Here is a 14,430-nt window from a genome sequence, read left to right on the forward strand (position 1 = left end):
ATCACGTTTGAGTACAAAAAATAGGTTTTGTTTGTACCTTCTTCGTCTTTTCTTCGTCTCCAACCCCATTTTAACTACCGCCAGGGCAATAATAGACGAAGAAGGTACGAACGAGAACACTAGGAGGTGGTTTGCGTGTGTCTGGCAGATAAAAATTTGTTACTTGTCAGAAGCCTTTCCAGACAAAGACCCTGAAGGGGTCGTATGTATTAGACTATTAAAAGGTAATTCGCATCGCACATGCGACCCCTTCAGGGTCGTGAATCATGTCCGTTAACCCCTCTATAAACATGTGGCCCCTTCGGGGTCACCTGCATTTTGAATAAAACAGGGATTCTGTTTTATAAATTTCAGGATTAGTTCAACTTTGGTGTGATATAACAAATTCAAATGAATAGTAAACTATCAAAGCGACTTGCTGATATTGTGGACGCACTCCCATTAGAAAAGGATATACGAGTTTTAGAAATTGGTTGCGGACCAGGCGCCATGGCGAGAGAAATTTCAAAACGAATTGGTAAAGGACATGTCCTTGCCATTGACCGTTCAGCCAAAGCCATACAACAGGCTATTTCCGGCTCGCAGCCTGAAATCGAAACAGGCAGACTTTCTTTCAGACAAGTTCTCATTGAGAAATTTGAACTTGGAGATAACGAAAAACCTTTTGACATAGCAATCGCTGTACGGGTTGGAGCCCTGGATGGGCGACACCCGGAAATTGAAAAACAATCATTACTTAAGATTGCAAAAGCATTAAAAAAGACCGGGAAATTATTTATTGACGGTGGGAACCCCTTAAAAGAAATATCACTTCACGAATATAGATAAAGGGGGTAACATGCAGCCTTAATTTGCGTATACCTGAACACCCCGGGTTTCAGTTGCCCGAAGCTCATAAGAGCAATTAAGACTTAACCTATGAATATTCACACCGGAAAATCACAGGAAAATGCGAGCCGGGCTGTTGCAAACACGTTCCATGGGCAGGCCGGGCAGGCTGAATCCGCTACTCAGCTGGGAGACGTCAAACAAAGTGAACTTCAGGAAATAGCAAATCAAAGTCCCCGGGTGCGGCAATTGAGAGCTTACCAGGAAATGGCCGATAACCGCCAGCGGGCAAAACAAGCAGAACCGGCCGACAATTCTCCGGCTCCTGTATCGCCACAGGTGCAGAGAAAAGAAAATAAAACAGGTTTGCCTGATACGCTCAAATCAGGCATTGAAAATCTGTCCGGATACTCCATGGACGACGTCACCGTGCATTTTAATTCCAGTAAGCCTGCCCAGCTGCAGGCTCTCGCCTATGCACAGGGAACCGATATTCATGTCGCACCCGGACAGGAGAAACATCTCCCGCACGAGGCCTGGCATGTAGTACAGCAAAAGCAGGGAAGAGTGAAACCCACGGTACAAACAAAGGGGGTACCTGTAAATAGTGATGCCGGGCTGGAGAAAGAGGCAGATGAGATGGGGGCAAAAGCGTTTCAGCTCTCGTCCGTGCGTAAGGATGGCCCGGAAAGCAGGCCTGTAAAAATAAGCAGCGGCGCTTTTTCAGGTGCTCAAATGCAAACTGTTCAGCGTGTATCCGGCCAGGTGACCCAGGACGAGGGGGACGACGAAGTATACCTGTACAGCGAAGTGATCAATGAGAGCTTCGGGCTTCCCCCGGGCCAGGGAGTTGCCGTTGGGGATATTGTAAGTTTTGACCTGGACGAGTCAGGCAATTCAGCGGAAGCCGGCACGGTTAACGGAATAGCCCCGCCCGGGCTGAATAGAAACGCTGTAGAAAACGAAGTTGGCAACTGGGGCGATGTTACCTGGAAAACCAATTGGTCACTGAACAGGCCTGCTGTTGCTTCGGGATGGGTGATCCAGGATGTTATTGCTGAAGAGCATAATGAGTCCCCTACGGGCGAAGAGCGTGAGGAAAGCTGTGTCTACCAGGAAGCCTGGAAATTGAATGCCGGGGACACTCTTACGGAAGGGTTTATCCAGGATACGATTGAACAAAACCGGCAAATTCAGGAGGCGCTGAATTCCGGCGCTGACGAAGCAGAAATTGATGAAGATCCTTATGATGATGATACAGGCCCGACTCTTGACGAGCATAATTATGAAGGGAGTTACCTGTTCCGGGGCTCCGCCCGTTTTTACGAGGGCTTCCGTTTACCCGGATCCTTTATTGTCAATAACGATGCCACCTGGGCAGGGCCCCTGCATTCGCGGCTTGGCAGTTCGCATGATGATCTCGCCGATGGACGGGCCAGTGCGCCAAATGACATGACATTGCAATTTGAATGGTCGCCATATACCGAAGACGGTCTGACCCAGGTAACCCAGTTGATGAGCGAGGAGGAGGAGCGCCCCGAAGCGGCTGAAACTGCCGGATTAATGGCACCTCCGGCTTCCGGGCCAGACGTAGTGCAGCGTGTGGCAATTAAAGGAGAAGTTCAGTCCCTCCCACCCCTGCCCCCTGTCCAGATGGTTCGCGGCGAGGTAGTACTGTCGACCATCCCGGACGATGACGAAGTATATATTTATTCGGAAGAGATAGATGAAAGCTTTGCGATTCCCGTGGGTGTGAATCTCAGCATAGGAGATCAGATTAATTTTGAATTAGAAGGCGACAAAGTAATTGCAGAAAGTATCGAAGTTATCGGAGAAGAAGTTGTCTATGGCTTGCCTTTATTAGAAGCAACATTTGGCGGTGCCTTCAAAGACACGGTTGGAGGCGCCCAGCGAAGTTCTGAGGATTTACCGGCATGCGATGGCGTTGTGGCCCACCTCTCGATAGTAGTCGCAGATCCCACGCAAATGCATCTGTCATTCTACCCGGCAGACGATGCAGATTACCTGCGAAAAATACTTGATGTCAGGTTTACCTGGAATACCGAAACAAAAACATTCGGAGCATCGGGCGTTGTCAGGGGGATCTGGAAACCATTCAAGGACAAATACGGACTGATGACCACCTGGGCAGAAGAAAGAAAAGCGGGACTGCAGTCACGGTTGAGGGATGCGCTGTAACGACCCCAATTTCAGAACTCATCTGTTCAGTGCACAGGATTACTATGCTATTTGCCCTGTCGTTCCAGAAACTCCTGCAGGTATCCGCTCTTTCGGGTTGTGCTACCTCTTTCCGAAATAGCGTTTGGATGTAATGATTTTTCCGCATAAATCCAACAACCTGAGCTTGTAAATTATAACCTCAGGTTATAGGTATCTCCATTTCTGCTGTCCACTTTTACTCTGGGCTTTCTATTACCCTTTAGTGTTTTTCTTTGGAATTAGGGGTTAGGTATTAGGACACCGGTGCATATGTACCAAATAGGATTAAACTAGATGTGATGAATCTAAACAAGACATACGATTATTTATCAGCAGTGATCGAACCCGGTCCGGGTTGGGTGCTGCTGTTTGCTATGTCCTTGTTTGGTACGTTCAAAGTTTTCTCTTTGATTCTTCTCCAATTTATTGTCCAAAAGATATCCATCACGTTCGTGGTGATTGAACCAATTATTTATCGGAAAAAGTTTACCGTGTTCCAGCGCGGGGCTGTGAACTGCTTATAATGAAAAAGGCCACCCTTAACGAATGACCTCTTTCCGGGAATGCCCACCTAAGCCGGCACAACCATTTTTGCATTCTAAATATAAAGTTTTTGGAGCCCTTTTTTGATAAATAAAAAGTTCAAAACCATGAAAAATCTAAGAATAAATTTATTGTTAATAGTCGCATTACTGGTTACTGCGGCTACTGTTAGTGCGTTTAGCTTAGTTAACCGTAAAGCGCCGATTGCAAAGCCACGCCTGACTTCTACCTGGACATTCGTTGGTACGACTGGTCAAATTTTGACAGCAAGCGAATGGGAAAAACGCTCACCGGGTGGATCTGAATGTGGCGAAATTGGTGATTTACCTTGTTCGATTAGTGTAGAAGCGGATGATGAAACCGCCCTTGCAGCGTATTTTGTCGGCAAAAGTGAGCAGAATATTCTTGATATGAGTCCGTCAAGAAGACCTTAATCCGAATATCAAGAGAGAAGCGGAACACTTCTCTCTTGATCTGTGCTCCTGCTCTCACCGGTAATTCTGGGTCATTCCGGATAAAGCAATCACATCGTCGGGTATGGGCAATGCGTATCTCAGGTCATTGGGAAGCAAGGTATAAGTAATACCATTGGCTTTTCTTGTCAGGGTAATGTTTGCCCCCTCTTTATTAAACCGCTTTAAGTCGGCCCAACGCAAGCCGCGCATGAGTAGTTCCTTTCTTCGTTCGGCTAATATGAGCTCTAGTGCTTTTTGCGGGTTTGGTGCACTTAAATTCAGGAAAGTACCTGCTTTCCATCTTTTGACTAACAGCGTGTTTAAATCAGACATTGCCGCAGATGTATTTCCTTTCCGGGCATTGGATTCTGCACGTATCAGGAACATTTCATCGGTTGTTAATCCTCCGTAAAATGCTGCACTTCCGCCGTAACCACCCTTGAAGGAAATTGTCTCATCGGTGTTTTTTTTAAACAGGATAGTTTTTCTCAAGTCATTGTTTTCATATTGCGCATACAATTCAGGCACTATCCGGGCACTAAGTACCATTGAGGGGCTATTGAGAAGCCGTTCAAGAATAATTTCAGCATTAAACCGGGCAACTGGTGCTGCCGCAGCTGCGTTAAGCTTATTATAATCCATCAGCGTACTATAAAGCTGCAGGCATGAATCGGCATACGCCCCTGCCCGCTCGTAATTACGCATGTTCAGGTACATGCGGGCCATCAATCCATAAGCCGCTGCGCGCGAGGGCCTGACTACATGGAGTGCTTTTACAGGCAGCATTGGAATAGCCTGTTTCAGATCATTCTCTATCTGCAAATATGTTTCCTGTAAGCTGCCCCGCTCCGACTCCTCGTTAAAATCTGTATTCAAACGCAGAGGGATTCCCAGGTCGGTTGCAGCACTCACAGGGTCATAGGCTAATGCCCAGATCTGCGCTGCATCGTGATAGGCAAAAGCCCGGAAGAACAGAGCCTGTCCTTTTAAATGCCGTGCGTCCGGATCGGTAGATGGATGACTCTCAAGTCCTTCAAGAACCGCGTTGGCAACATACACTGACTTGAACAGATAACTCCAGTCGTTACTGCTGCTGCCAGGGGCAAACAAATGGTCTTTTTCCCAGACGTACATGCGGCGCAGACCTTCCTGGCTGATGCTGTTAAGATTCGCATCACTGAGATAATAGTTATCTGCACTGATCTCACCAGAAGAGGGCATACTGTGATTCAGCGTGCCGTAGTTATCCAGCATCGATTGCAGGTCGGTCAGGGTTACGGGCACCGCCAGCTTCTTATCTGCCTTTTCGTCCAGGAATTTTTCACAACTGCTGAACAGCACGGCAAAAAATGCCATCCAACTTAAAAAGATATATTTTTTCATGATCGTAGGTTTAAAGATTAGTTCGAAGTCCGAAAGTCAGCGTCTTTGCCGGCAATAACGTAAAGGTGTCGTTCCCATATTCGGGATCAATACCCGATTTATTGGCCGTCCACAATACCCCCAGGTTATTTATATTCAAAAACAGATTGAGATTTTTTACAGGCAGCGATTTCCATTGACTTTTGTTCAGCGCGTACCCCAGGTTCAGGTATTGAAAACGTACGTGATCCGCTTTTTCAACAAGCACTTCCGAATTCCCGTAAAAGTTATCCCGAAGGGAACTAAGGGGATAAGTCATCGAAGGCACCGTAGTTCGTGATTCATCGCCCGGTGTCTGCCATCGTACATTGAAATCAGCATGACCTTTATTATTATTAAAGAGTGTAAAGTATTGGATAGAAGATCTCCTGAAATAGTGTCCCGCTTTGAACGTGAGACGGGCGCTGAGGGAAATATTATTCCAGGTCCAAGTATTGCCTACCGAACCAAACCAACGCGGAAGTGCCGGCCCGTGATAGTTCAGGTGTTCTATCAGCGTTGAATTGCCGGTAAGCCTTGTGTAGTCTTTTGTGCGAGTTCCATCCACATAGCCCATCGGGTCACCGGTGGTTGGATCCAGGCCCGCCCAACGATAAGAGAATATAGAGAACACGGGTTTCCCTTCTATACCAGCAATCCTGGGCACGGCTCCGACAAAGTTACTACCTACCCTGTTAGCCAGGTAATAGGCGGTAACTTCGTCCCGGTTATAACTCAGGTTCAGATGACTGGACCACTTAAATTTCGAATCGACGTTCAGACTATTCAAAGTTAGGTCCGCTCCGCTACCCTTCATAGACGCTACATTCCTGATCACGCTATTTATCCCCGAAGTATAATCAAGCGAGGAATTGCCAAACAGGTTACTCCCTTTCTTGGTATAATATTCCAGGCTCCCGGTCAGCCGGTTATTTACCGCCATAAAATCCAGCCCGATATTCACCATGCGGGAGGTCTCCCAGGTCAGCGAGGGGTTTGCATAGTTGTTAAACCGGGAGTACGGGCTTAAGGTGTATGGAGAAATGCCGGAGACAAATTCGATCGTGGTTAGCGCTGACTTCTGAGGGTCAATATTACCGCTGAATCCATAGCTTGCCCGCAGCTTAAGGTACGGCAGCCTGTCCCATTTATAGAACTCTTCCCGGGATATCGCCCAGCTCAGCCCTGCCGACCACAGTGGATTCCATTTATCGTTTGTCTTGAGGCCAAACAGGTTAGAAGCATCTTTCCGGGCGCTAAGCGATACTGTGTACCTGTCCTGCCAGGTATAAGCCCCGTTACCGTAAAAGGATACGAAATTGTTGACGGTTTCGTTCATACCGGAAAGGTCAGGTATCAGGTCACTGCTGCCGGTAATAAAATGCGGATAAGGATTGGTAAAATCTACATTTCCCCGGGTCAGAATATTCTGGTTATACCCGTAAACCCGCTGAACATTCGCGTTATTTTGTGCGTGACGGATTTCCGATCCGGCCAGCAGAGTAAGCGCATGCGCTTTCCAGTTCCGGTCATACGTAAACTGCCCCCTTACCTGATGGGCATCCAGCAAAGCATTTTTGGTATCCAGCACCGATCCTCTAGGAACCTTGTAGGTTATGGCACCCGTTGAGGGATTGATCTGGGTGTATAAATTCACCATCTCTCTGGCAAAATAGCTTTCCTCGTCCTGCAAATTTCTCCCTTCTGTTTGCTGCCGGTTATACTGGTACTTCAGATCGGCATTAAATCCATCAAACAGTTTATAGTTTATACCCAGGTTGGCGATCACATCCTGCAGGTTAATGATGTTGGTGTTATGCTTATAGTCCTCCAGCGGATAATATTTCCAATCAAGAAGCTTACCGGCGCCGGCGGTTTCTATGTAACTCTGGCGATAGGTTTTAGCAAGGGCCAGGGAATTACCTTGTTCATCAGCCAGGCTGGCATAGGGATGAACAGCTCCTCCTGCTTTAAAACTCATGCTGCTGAATGAGGGCTTGCCGCTGCCAGTGTTGCTCCTGGTAAAGTAAATACCGGTAGTGATCTGAAGGTCCTTCAGTGGTTTTAGGTTGTGATGGAACCTGAGATTCGTGCGCTTGTATGTTTCATCCAGGGAGCTTGAATTATTGTCGAACCCGGCAGAAAGAGCCCATGCCATCATATTGCTTCCTCCACGTAAACTGAGTGCATATTGCTGGCTGACCGAATTCCCATAGATATAGCGGTCAAAATCAGCCCTGACGTCTTCGCTGCGGAGGCTGTTGATCTCTTTTTCTACCTCGGCGGGACTTTTAGTTCCGGCGCTGCGCTGGATAAGAAGCTCTATCACAGGTGAGAGGAATGGCCTGCCCGTAGAGTTTATCTGACTATTATAAAAGCCTTTACCGTAGAGCATCATTTCTACATCGATGTAATCCGAAGAAGATATCTGGCGAAAGCTGTACACGTCAGGCTTTTCGCCCAGCGTTACATTGGAATTAAACTCAGCACAAGCGGCTGATTTAACTTACCGCGTTTGGTAGTGATTACGATAACGCCGTTTCCTGCGCGTGTTCCCCATATTGAGGCAGCGGCTGCATCTTTAAGAATGGTGATATTCTCGACATCATTCGGATTGATATTATTAATATCGCCGTCATAAGGAAAATTGTCGACCACCACCAGCGGAGCTTTGGGTCCCTGAATGGTGCTCAGGCCGCGTATCATCAGCTGCCCGCCGGGATTTGTTGCCCGGTCGACCGATACACTGCCTGCTACCGCCTCCAGTCTGCTGAGGATATCCGTACTTACCTGCTCATTAAAAAGTTTATTGCCTACCTGCGCGAACGAACCTGTTGAGCGTTCACGAGGTATTTCCTGGTAGCCGGTAGATACGGTCACTTCGCTAAGCATGCCAGTGCGGTCGGAAAGGTAGATGATAAGGGGATTGTTCAGTGGCAGCCTGAGTTCAAGCTCCCTGTCATCATAACCCACAAAGCTGACCAGCAGGGTTAGTTCTTTGGCTGCGCCGGCATTCAGCTCAAAAGTGCCCTGTTCCCCAGCTGATACGCTGGCTGTACTGTTCTTTATCCGGACGGTCGCACCGGCCAGCGGTGCACTGTTCTCCGCACTAAGGACGGTGCCCCTCACCCGGTTCTGGGCATGAGCTGATAAACCGGCAAGTATTATTAGTATGATATAGATCCATTTCATATTTTCTTGGTTAAGGTGTATCCCTGTGAACTTTATTTTTCTTTGATGATCATCATCAGCAGTTCTTCTTCCGAATCTCGCAGGACAAGACCATACCGGGCTAGTTCAGCATTGAGGAGAGGAAGGTTATTCCAGGCCGGCCTGATCTTCATATCCATCTTGCCGGAATAGCCGGTCCGATCAAGCACCGGCACTTTCATCCCCAGCTCCCCATTCATCCGTATGATCAGATCAATTAAGCCGGTATTGCTAAATACCATGGTGTCGTCGACCTTTTTAACCGAAGGACTTTGCCCGGTAGTGGTGAGTAGGCCATTTTTGGATCTCTCCAGCAGCAGACATTTCACGCGTCGCTTTTCAATCTGCATGGTAAAGTCAGTATAGCGGTTGAGATCTTCCAGCGCATACTTGTAGAGTCGTGCAGTATCGTGCAGCGGTACGAGCAGCTCATAAGAGTATAGGTTAGCATTCCGCCACGCAGGGCTTTTGGCACGATCCGCCGTGTAGTAAAGGCGGGCACTGTCCCTGGTTTCTACAATAACCCGGTTGGAGACAAAGCTCTCTCCCATTTCAGAAAATAACTTACTGGCGATATGATTATAAAACCAGAGCAGGGTGCTGTTAGTACTCATCCAGCTGTAAACGCTTCCGTTCTCCTTGCGGTAGCGGTTGCTGCTTCCCAAGCCTTCTGTAAAACCCTTAAGGAAGATCGAATAATGTTCCAGGCGATCTGCAGGAGCTTTGTCCGAAAGATAAAGCGGCATTTCCAGGTTGATGTCAGTTTTCGTCACTAATCTAACATCCGAATTCAGCATCGCCCGGATCGATTCTTTGCTTACCTCGTAGCTGCTGGTAATCGCCTTCACCTTCCCATCCGCAATCCACACATAATGCGGCAATAGCTTGTAAGGAAACAATTGTTTCAGGCTCTGGTCACCATCTACTCGTGGCAGAGTGAACGCCTTCCCGGTCGAAGCTTTACGTTTAGTAAAAAAAGCTTCGTTCTTTTCACTGCCATCAGAACTCACCAGCAGCACCTGCAGCTTGTCTTTAAACTCCGCCTGGAGCGATTCCATTTTCGGGAAGCTCTGGATACATGCTCCGCACCAGGTAGCCCAGAAATCCAGGATGAGGAGCTTGCCGTTAAAATCGGAAAGCTTTGCACTGCTTGTTTTATAGTTTAGAATATTATTTATAGTTAGATCGGGTACTTTATCCCCTATCTTGAGAGCTGCCGTTTGGCCATACACGACACTGCTTAAAAAAAAGCAAAGCGTGGCCACAGCGATTAATTGTATCGTTTTTTTCATTTAGATTTTGTTAAATTGATTCCGAAAAATTGAAGAAAAAACGGCAGCCCTGGACTGATCTAACCAATTAACCATATTCAAAAAATCGGCTGCCGTTTAAAGCGGTAGAGCTTATTCAGGATGTCGTTTTAGGGAAGCGTACAAACGGTTACTGGAATCTGACAGTAAAACTTCTCTCGCCTCATGCTGGCCACCTTCTGCAACAAGTTGCTTTCCCAATTCATACAACACAGGCAGAATATCTTCGATTGCTTCGAAATCGCCGAGAAATTCTTCACCGGGGACATTTTCCAGGAATTGGTAATCGTTGACAAAAAAGCTTTCAAAGGAATCGCGGAGATCCTCATCGCCTTTAAAAAGCGGGGCCCCGGAGCAAAAATCAGTTAGCTGGTCAAAGGATAGCAACGGGAAGCTGCTCACCTCTTTATCCCTGTTATCTTTTGCCTTATTATTTTTAGATGCCATCCTGATTGTTAAAGATTTTAATAACCGGCACAGATACAAATTGCACAACCGAAACGGTTAATTCAAGAAATTGAGAAGCGCTACCATATCTGTATATACAATAATATATAATATTATACAATATAACAACTAAATTGTTATAAATACTAGATATCGTTATCAATTATATTGTATTTCAATCTAAAGAAGTATAATTGAAGAAATCTCTGCATAGTTTGTCACGGGGTGAAGTACTCCACCAGGTAGCAAAATCAAGTCCTTTGAGTTTAAAGGAAATCATAAAGAAAGCAGGTTACAAGTACCCTACATTTTATGTTCATATTAAAAAAGCTGACCTTCCTTATGAAACCCTCGCCAGATACGGTAAGGCTCTTAATCATGACTTCACGAATGAATTCCCCGAAATGGCTGATTATATTCTGAATGATGATCGCAACCTCTACAATAATCAACTGAGCTATGATGAGTTGCTTAAGGACCGGGACAAATGGCTTTCTAAATACCAGGAGCAGACTGAGCGGTATCAAAGGCTATCGGATAAGTATAATAAGTTATTGGAGGAGAAGTTGGGGTTGAAGGGGGAGTGATAACGGGCGGGTGAAAAAGCTCTTGATACTTGCGTGACTAATTTAGGAGGTATTCCTCCCACCTCCGGGTTCTTTTTCTGTAATGCCTTTTTCGATCAAGTTTTGTATGTCTCTTATACTGTATCCGGGAAGCTTTTGGGCATTCTGGCCCATTTAGTTGCTCTTACTTCCGAGGCGATATTTTCAACCACACGATTCCGCTACAGTTTTAAGCTTTAAGTTCATTTCTGTTGTTATCTCTAAGGAAACAAAGTTATCACGTCGCCGGAACCGGGAGTTTCTCCGAATAGTGCTTACAATTCAATCAGCATAATTGCCTGGCCGTCTTTGATGATGGCATAGTTCACCTTCTCCTCTTTCTTAATGCCGAGATCTGCAACAAATTCAGGGCTTACTTCAAAGGGATTGAACATATCATATCCGGGAAGTTGAATAAAATGCATGATCAAGGTATTCTTGGTAGCTTCCTCAGTTTGAATCTGAGAGCATAGTTTTTCAACCCTGGAGGAGAATTGGAGGACTGAATCTTTGAATTCCATGTTGTTTGACTTGGGAACGATCTTTTGGATATCGTTTATCAAACTTATGGCTTCAATGGAATGAAAGAATACGGGAAACCGGAATACGTTAGGATGAACCCAACGCTTATTTGTTTTCGGCCTTACAGACTTTTATATGTAATGAAAGGTCAAATTGGTGATCTTACTAGTGCTAAAATTAAACAGGATTTTAAAACAAGATGTTATTTTTGTATCTTTAATTATTATGGCAAGTAAATCAACAGATAGATCAAGAACAAGCGATGGATTTGCTTATCTTACTAAGCGTATTGTTGTAAGCAAAGCAAAGAGCGCTGGTAAAGCTGCCGCTAAGAATGCAATGAAACTGATGGGCTACGTAGTGACTGTTAAAGGTGGCTGGGTAGTGAAGGAATATCAGGATGGAAACTTCGAGCAAATCGAGAAGCTTCAAGAGGCTTAATTCTATTGTTGGAGCAGATCTCACCACAACTTCGTCTTCGGGTTTTTGCTGGTCCAAATGGTTCAGGTAAAAGTACCGTTATAAAAAGCATTCGTGAAACGGAAATAAATGAGAATGTCAAACTTGACCTGGGGGTATACATTAATGCCGACGATATAGCTCAAAATTTAAAAGCCGGTGAATTCTCCTTTCAATCATACGAGGTAAATTGTACGTTAGCGGATCTTGCTAACTTTGGTAAAATCTCCGGACTCTTATCCAAGGACTTCTCTGTCCAACAATTTAGTAACTCAATTAAAATTTCTGGATATAAGCTTTCTTTGATCAAAGCAGAAAGTTTAGATCGCGTGGCGCAAATTATTGCAAGGTTCCTCAGACATGCATTTATAGTAGCGAAGAGAAGGTTTTCGTTTGAAACGGTGTTTTCGCACGAGTCCAACCTGGATGACATGCGCTTAGCGGCTGAAGCAGGCTACAAGGTTTATCTTTATTTCGTTGGAACGGAATCTCCTGAAATTAATAAGTTCCGCGTAACGCTAAGAGTTAGAGAAGGTGGGCATCATGTTCCGGCCGATCGAATTGAAAAGCGATATGTTCGTTCGATGGAACTGCTTAAAAAAGCCGCAGAAATCGCTTACCAGGCATATTTCTTTGATAACTCCGTTAATAATGAACCTTACCGGCTTGTCGGTCATTTCAAAGTGGTCGCAGGCGAGAAGGAATGGGATGATATTCCCGAGGATCAGGTGTCCATATGGCTTAAGAAATACTATCCCAGATCATAAATTAGTAGCCAAGAGGATTGAGGAGGACTGTTTATTTTTGATATCTTGAGGATTTTCAATTTGGCGACGTTCAAATGCTTTTGGGCATCAGTATCATTTTCCTAAGATCAGGAAAATGATAGGCAACGGTCTCACCCGCGTTTTTACGTGCCCTTCTGAACGTTGGTCGTGGTGTTGGTTCAGGCCCTATTTCCCTCTGCCAGCCAAACAGGCGATCTGCGGTTAAATCATCCGTATATTTTTGGGTAGCATCCAGCATCATTTCCACAACGCCTTTTACATTGCGATCTGACGATACCGACCCGACAAATTCTATACCTAACCTGCGTGCTATTGATGAGCGGACCTGATCCGTATTTAGTTTTTCGCCTTCTATCTCACTTGATTTGGTTACATCCCAGGGTCAGCGTATCCAATACTGCCGTTTCATTTATCTTAAATCCCGCCGAACCCATCAGACCTAGTATTCTTCCCTGCCGATGACGCACTTCACCGAGCCGGGTTAATAGCGCTTCTGCGTCCCAGGTAAAATTTGGCCAATTATTCGACTGATAGATATACCTATTCTCCGCAATTATGCGGTTAATTTACGGTTTATTCTCCGCAAAGTGAATAAAAGTCCGCAAATTTGCGGATTAATTATTATCGGTGCCGTATTCCCGAATAGAATGAACCAATCATTGTGGCACAATACAAGTTCACATAAAACGGCTGATCCAAATGATCTTCTTTAGTTCTATTTCAAAAACGCCACATTCGTTACTTTGTAGTTTAGGGCAGCTGTAGTACCAACAGTGACATCTATAGTAACGCCAGTAATTTTCGCAGCCAGGGGCGAAGCAAGGAATACAGCGGTATTTGCAATTTCTGCCATCATCGGCATTTGCTTTAGCATGGTGTCGTTCGCCATCTTGTCGATGAATTCCTTTACCTCCTCACCTCCTGCTTCTATAGCTTCCTTAAAAGGCCTTGAGTCCGGCGAGCCCCCCGAGCGAATATTGACAACCCTCACCCCCGACGGGCCAACTTCGGCCGCCAGGTTCCTTGAAAAGCCTTCTATTGCGTTACAGGCAGGTCCAAACCCGCCTACGTTGGCATAACCAATACCACCCGGGGTGGCGGTCAGTGATAAAATGACGCCAGATTTTTGCTCAATCATATACCTGGCCGCAGCAGTAGCAGTTAAAAACTGCGTTTTCATAGCGATGTTGATTGGCTGCTGAAACTCTTCTACGATCATCTCGATCAAAGGAATATTCTGAACGTCTTTTATCCCTATCGCATTATAGGAAATGTCGACGCTGCCTGCTTTATTTATTACGCTTTTCAGAAACGCTTCAATAGCATCCGGATCCAACGCATCTACCGCTGCTGCCTCCGCCTTTCCGCCATTCCCTATTATTTCCTCCGCAACCTTTTGAGCAGTTTCAAACCTGTGATTTGTTACAAAAACCTTTGCACCTGCTTCCGCGAAAGCCTTTGCAAACGCACCGCCCATTGATGCGCTGGCGCCATAAATGACAGCATTCTTATCTTTTAGTATCATAATATCGCTTTTGTTCAAAAATAGTACCTATGGCAACTAAACAAGGGGGGCTTGAGCGACATTCATGAGGGCTATTGGAGACATAATTTAAATAAACTTACCCGGCTGACCGGATTG

At 45.8% G+C, this 14,430-nt stretch carries 15 protein-coding genes; 6 read left to right on the forward strand and 9 right to left on the reverse strand.

The window, feature by feature from the left end:
* The first annotated feature begins 390 nt into the window (after positions 1–390).
* The 3 genes from P2W76_RS04030 to P2W76_RS04040 all read left to right on the forward strand — a co-directional run bounded on the left by P2W76_RS04030 (position 391) and on the right by P2W76_RS04040 (position 4,025).
* Positions 391–828 (forward strand): class I SAM-dependent methyltransferase, encoded by a 438-nt coding sequence (locus P2W76_RS04030; protein ID WP_276346240.1) that lies wholly within the window; start codon positions 391–393, stop codon positions 826–828.
* Between the two features lie 90 nt (positions 829–918).
* Entirely contained in the window at positions 919–3,027 is a 2,109-nt protein-coding gene (locus tag P2W76_RS04035) for a DUF4157 domain-containing protein (protein ID WP_276346241.1), read from the forward strand.
* Positions 3,028–3,698: 671 nt separating this feature from the next.
* A complete protein-coding gene (locus P2W76_RS04040; protein WP_276346242.1) occupies positions 3,699–4,025 on the forward strand; it encodes a hypothetical protein in 327 nt (108 codons plus the stop codon).
* 54 nt (positions 4,026–4,079) lie between these two features.
* Here P2W76_RS04040 and P2W76_RS04045 read toward each other — a convergent pair whose 3' ends face one another.
* From P2W76_RS04045 to P2W76_RS04065, 5 genes are all read right to left on the reverse strand, one after another.
* The gene (locus tag P2W76_RS04045) at positions 4,080–5,429 is read right to left on the reverse strand and encodes a RagB/SusD family nutrient uptake outer membrane protein (protein WP_276346243.1); all 1,350 of its coding nucleotides are present in this window, start codon (positions 5,427–5,429) and stop codon (positions 4,080–4,082) included.
* A gap of 10 nt (positions 5,430–5,439) precedes the next feature.
* The gene (locus P2W76_RS04050; protein ID WP_276346244.1) at positions 5,440–7,893 is read right to left on the reverse strand and encodes a TonB-dependent receptor; all 2,454 of its coding nucleotides are present in this window, start codon (positions 7,891–7,893) and stop codon (positions 5,440–5,442) included.
* 20 nt (positions 7,894–7,913) lie between these two features.
* Positions 7,914–8,639 (reverse strand): carboxypeptidase-like regulatory domain-containing protein, encoded by a 726-nt coding sequence (locus P2W76_RS04055; protein ID WP_276346245.1) that lies wholly within the window; start codon positions 8,637–8,639, stop codon positions 7,914–7,916.
* Positions 8,640–8,671: 32 nt separating this feature from the next.
* Positions 8,672–9,949, reverse strand: a complete 1,278-nt coding sequence (locus tag P2W76_RS04060) for a redoxin domain-containing protein (protein ID WP_276346246.1) — start codon at positions 9,947–9,949, stop codon at positions 8,672–8,674.
* 111 nt (positions 9,950–10,060) lie between these two features.
* Entirely contained in the window at positions 10,061–10,414 is a 354-nt protein-coding gene (locus tag P2W76_RS04065) for a hypothetical protein (protein ID WP_276346247.1), read from the reverse strand.
* A gap of 194 nt (positions 10,415–10,608) precedes the next feature.
* Here P2W76_RS04065 and P2W76_RS04070 point away from each other — a divergent pair, with 194 nt between their 5' ends.
* Positions 10,609–11,001, forward strand: coding sequence for a hypothetical protein (locus P2W76_RS04070; RefSeq protein ID WP_276346248.1), 393 nt, complete (start codon positions 10,609–10,611; stop codon positions 10,999–11,001).
* Positions 11,002–11,294: 293 nt separating this feature from the next.
* On the opposite strand, the gene P2W76_RS04075 is transcribed toward P2W76_RS04070, so the two are convergent.
* Positions 11,295–11,540: a hypothetical protein gene (locus P2W76_RS04075; RefSeq protein ID WP_276346249.1), complete on the reverse strand. Its 246-nt coding sequence runs from the start codon at positions 11,538–11,540 to the stop codon at positions 11,295–11,297.
* A gap of 226 nt (positions 11,541–11,766) precedes the next feature.
* On the opposite strand from P2W76_RS04075, the gene P2W76_RS04080 reads away from it, so the two are divergent.
* Together P2W76_RS04080 and P2W76_RS04085 are read left to right on the forward strand one after the other, a co-directional pair.
* Complete coding sequence (locus P2W76_RS04080) at positions 11,767–11,982, forward strand: hypothetical protein (protein WP_276346250.1); 216 nt, start codon at positions 11,767–11,769, stop codon at positions 11,980–11,982.
* An 8-nt stretch (positions 11,983–11,990) separates the two neighbouring features.
* Complete coding sequence (locus P2W76_RS04085) at positions 11,991–12,767, forward strand: hypothetical protein (protein WP_276346251.1); 777 nt, start codon at positions 11,991–11,993, stop codon at positions 12,765–12,767.
* Between the two features lie 70 nt (positions 12,768–12,837).
* Here P2W76_RS04085 and P2W76_RS04090 read toward each other — a convergent pair whose 3' ends face one another.
* The 3 genes from P2W76_RS04090 to P2W76_RS04100 form a co-directional block, all read right to left on the reverse strand.
* A complete protein-coding gene (locus tag P2W76_RS04090) occupies positions 12,838–13,143 on the reverse strand; it encodes a DUF4172 domain-containing protein (RefSeq protein WP_276346556.1) in 306 nt (101 codons plus the stop codon).
* A 1-nt stretch (position 13,144) separates the two neighbouring features.
* Entirely contained in the window at positions 13,145–13,354 is a 210-nt protein-coding gene (locus tag P2W76_RS04095) for a DUF4172 domain-containing protein (RefSeq protein WP_346429822.1), read from the reverse strand.
* A 149-nt stretch (positions 13,355–13,503) separates the two neighbouring features.
* Complete coding sequence (locus P2W76_RS04100; RefSeq protein ID WP_276346252.1) at positions 13,504–14,313, reverse strand: SDR family oxidoreductase; 810 nt, start codon at positions 14,311–14,313, stop codon at positions 13,504–13,506.
* Positions 14,314–14,430 lie beyond the last annotated feature (117 nt).

It is taken from the genome of Daejeonella sp. JGW-45, from assembly GCF_029360805.1.
In the GTDB taxonomy this organism is placed as follows: Bacteria; Bacteroidota; Bacteroidia; order Sphingobacteriales; family Sphingobacteriaceae; genus Daejeonella.

What these genes read in the sequence shown, in the direction of transcription:
- P2W76_RS04030 (WP_276346240.1), top strand. Translation starts at nt 391, where the DNA reads ATGAATAGTAAACTATCAAAGCGACTTGCTGATATTGTGGACGCACTC.
- P2W76_RS04035 (WP_276346241.1), top strand. Translation starts at nt 919, where the DNA reads ATGAATATTCACACCGGAAAATCACAGGAAAATGCGAGCCGGGCTGTT.
- P2W76_RS04040 (WP_276346242.1), top strand. Translation starts at nt 3,699, where the DNA reads ATGAAAAATCTAAGAATAAATTTATTGTTAATAGTCGCATTACTGGTT.
- P2W76_RS04045 (WP_276346243.1), bottom strand. Translation starts at nt 5,429, where the DNA reads ATGAAAAAATATATCTTTTTAAGTTGGATGGCATTTTTTGCCGTGCTG.
- P2W76_RS04055 (WP_276346245.1), bottom strand. Translation starts at nt 8,639, where the DNA reads ATGAAATGGATCTATATCATACTAATAATACTTGCCGGTTTATCAGCT.
- P2W76_RS04060 (WP_276346246.1), bottom strand. Translation starts at nt 9,949, where the DNA reads ATGAAAAAAACGATACAATTAATCGCTGTGGCCACGCTTTGCTTTTTT.
- P2W76_RS04065 (WP_276346247.1), bottom strand. Translation starts at nt 10,414, where the DNA reads ATGGCATCTAAAAATAATAAGGCAAAAGATAACAGGGATAAAGAGGTG.
- P2W76_RS04075 (WP_276346249.1), bottom strand. Translation starts at nt 11,540, where the DNA reads ATGGAATTCAAAGATTCAGTCCTCCAATTCTCCTCCAGGGTTGAAAAA.
- P2W76_RS04080 (WP_276346250.1), top strand. Translation starts at nt 11,767, where the DNA reads ATGGCAAGTAAATCAACAGATAGATCAAGAACAAGCGATGGATTTGCT.
- P2W76_RS04100 (WP_276346252.1), bottom strand. Translation starts at nt 14,313, where the DNA reads ATGATACTAAAAGATAAGAATGCTGTCATTTATGGCGCCAGCGCATCA.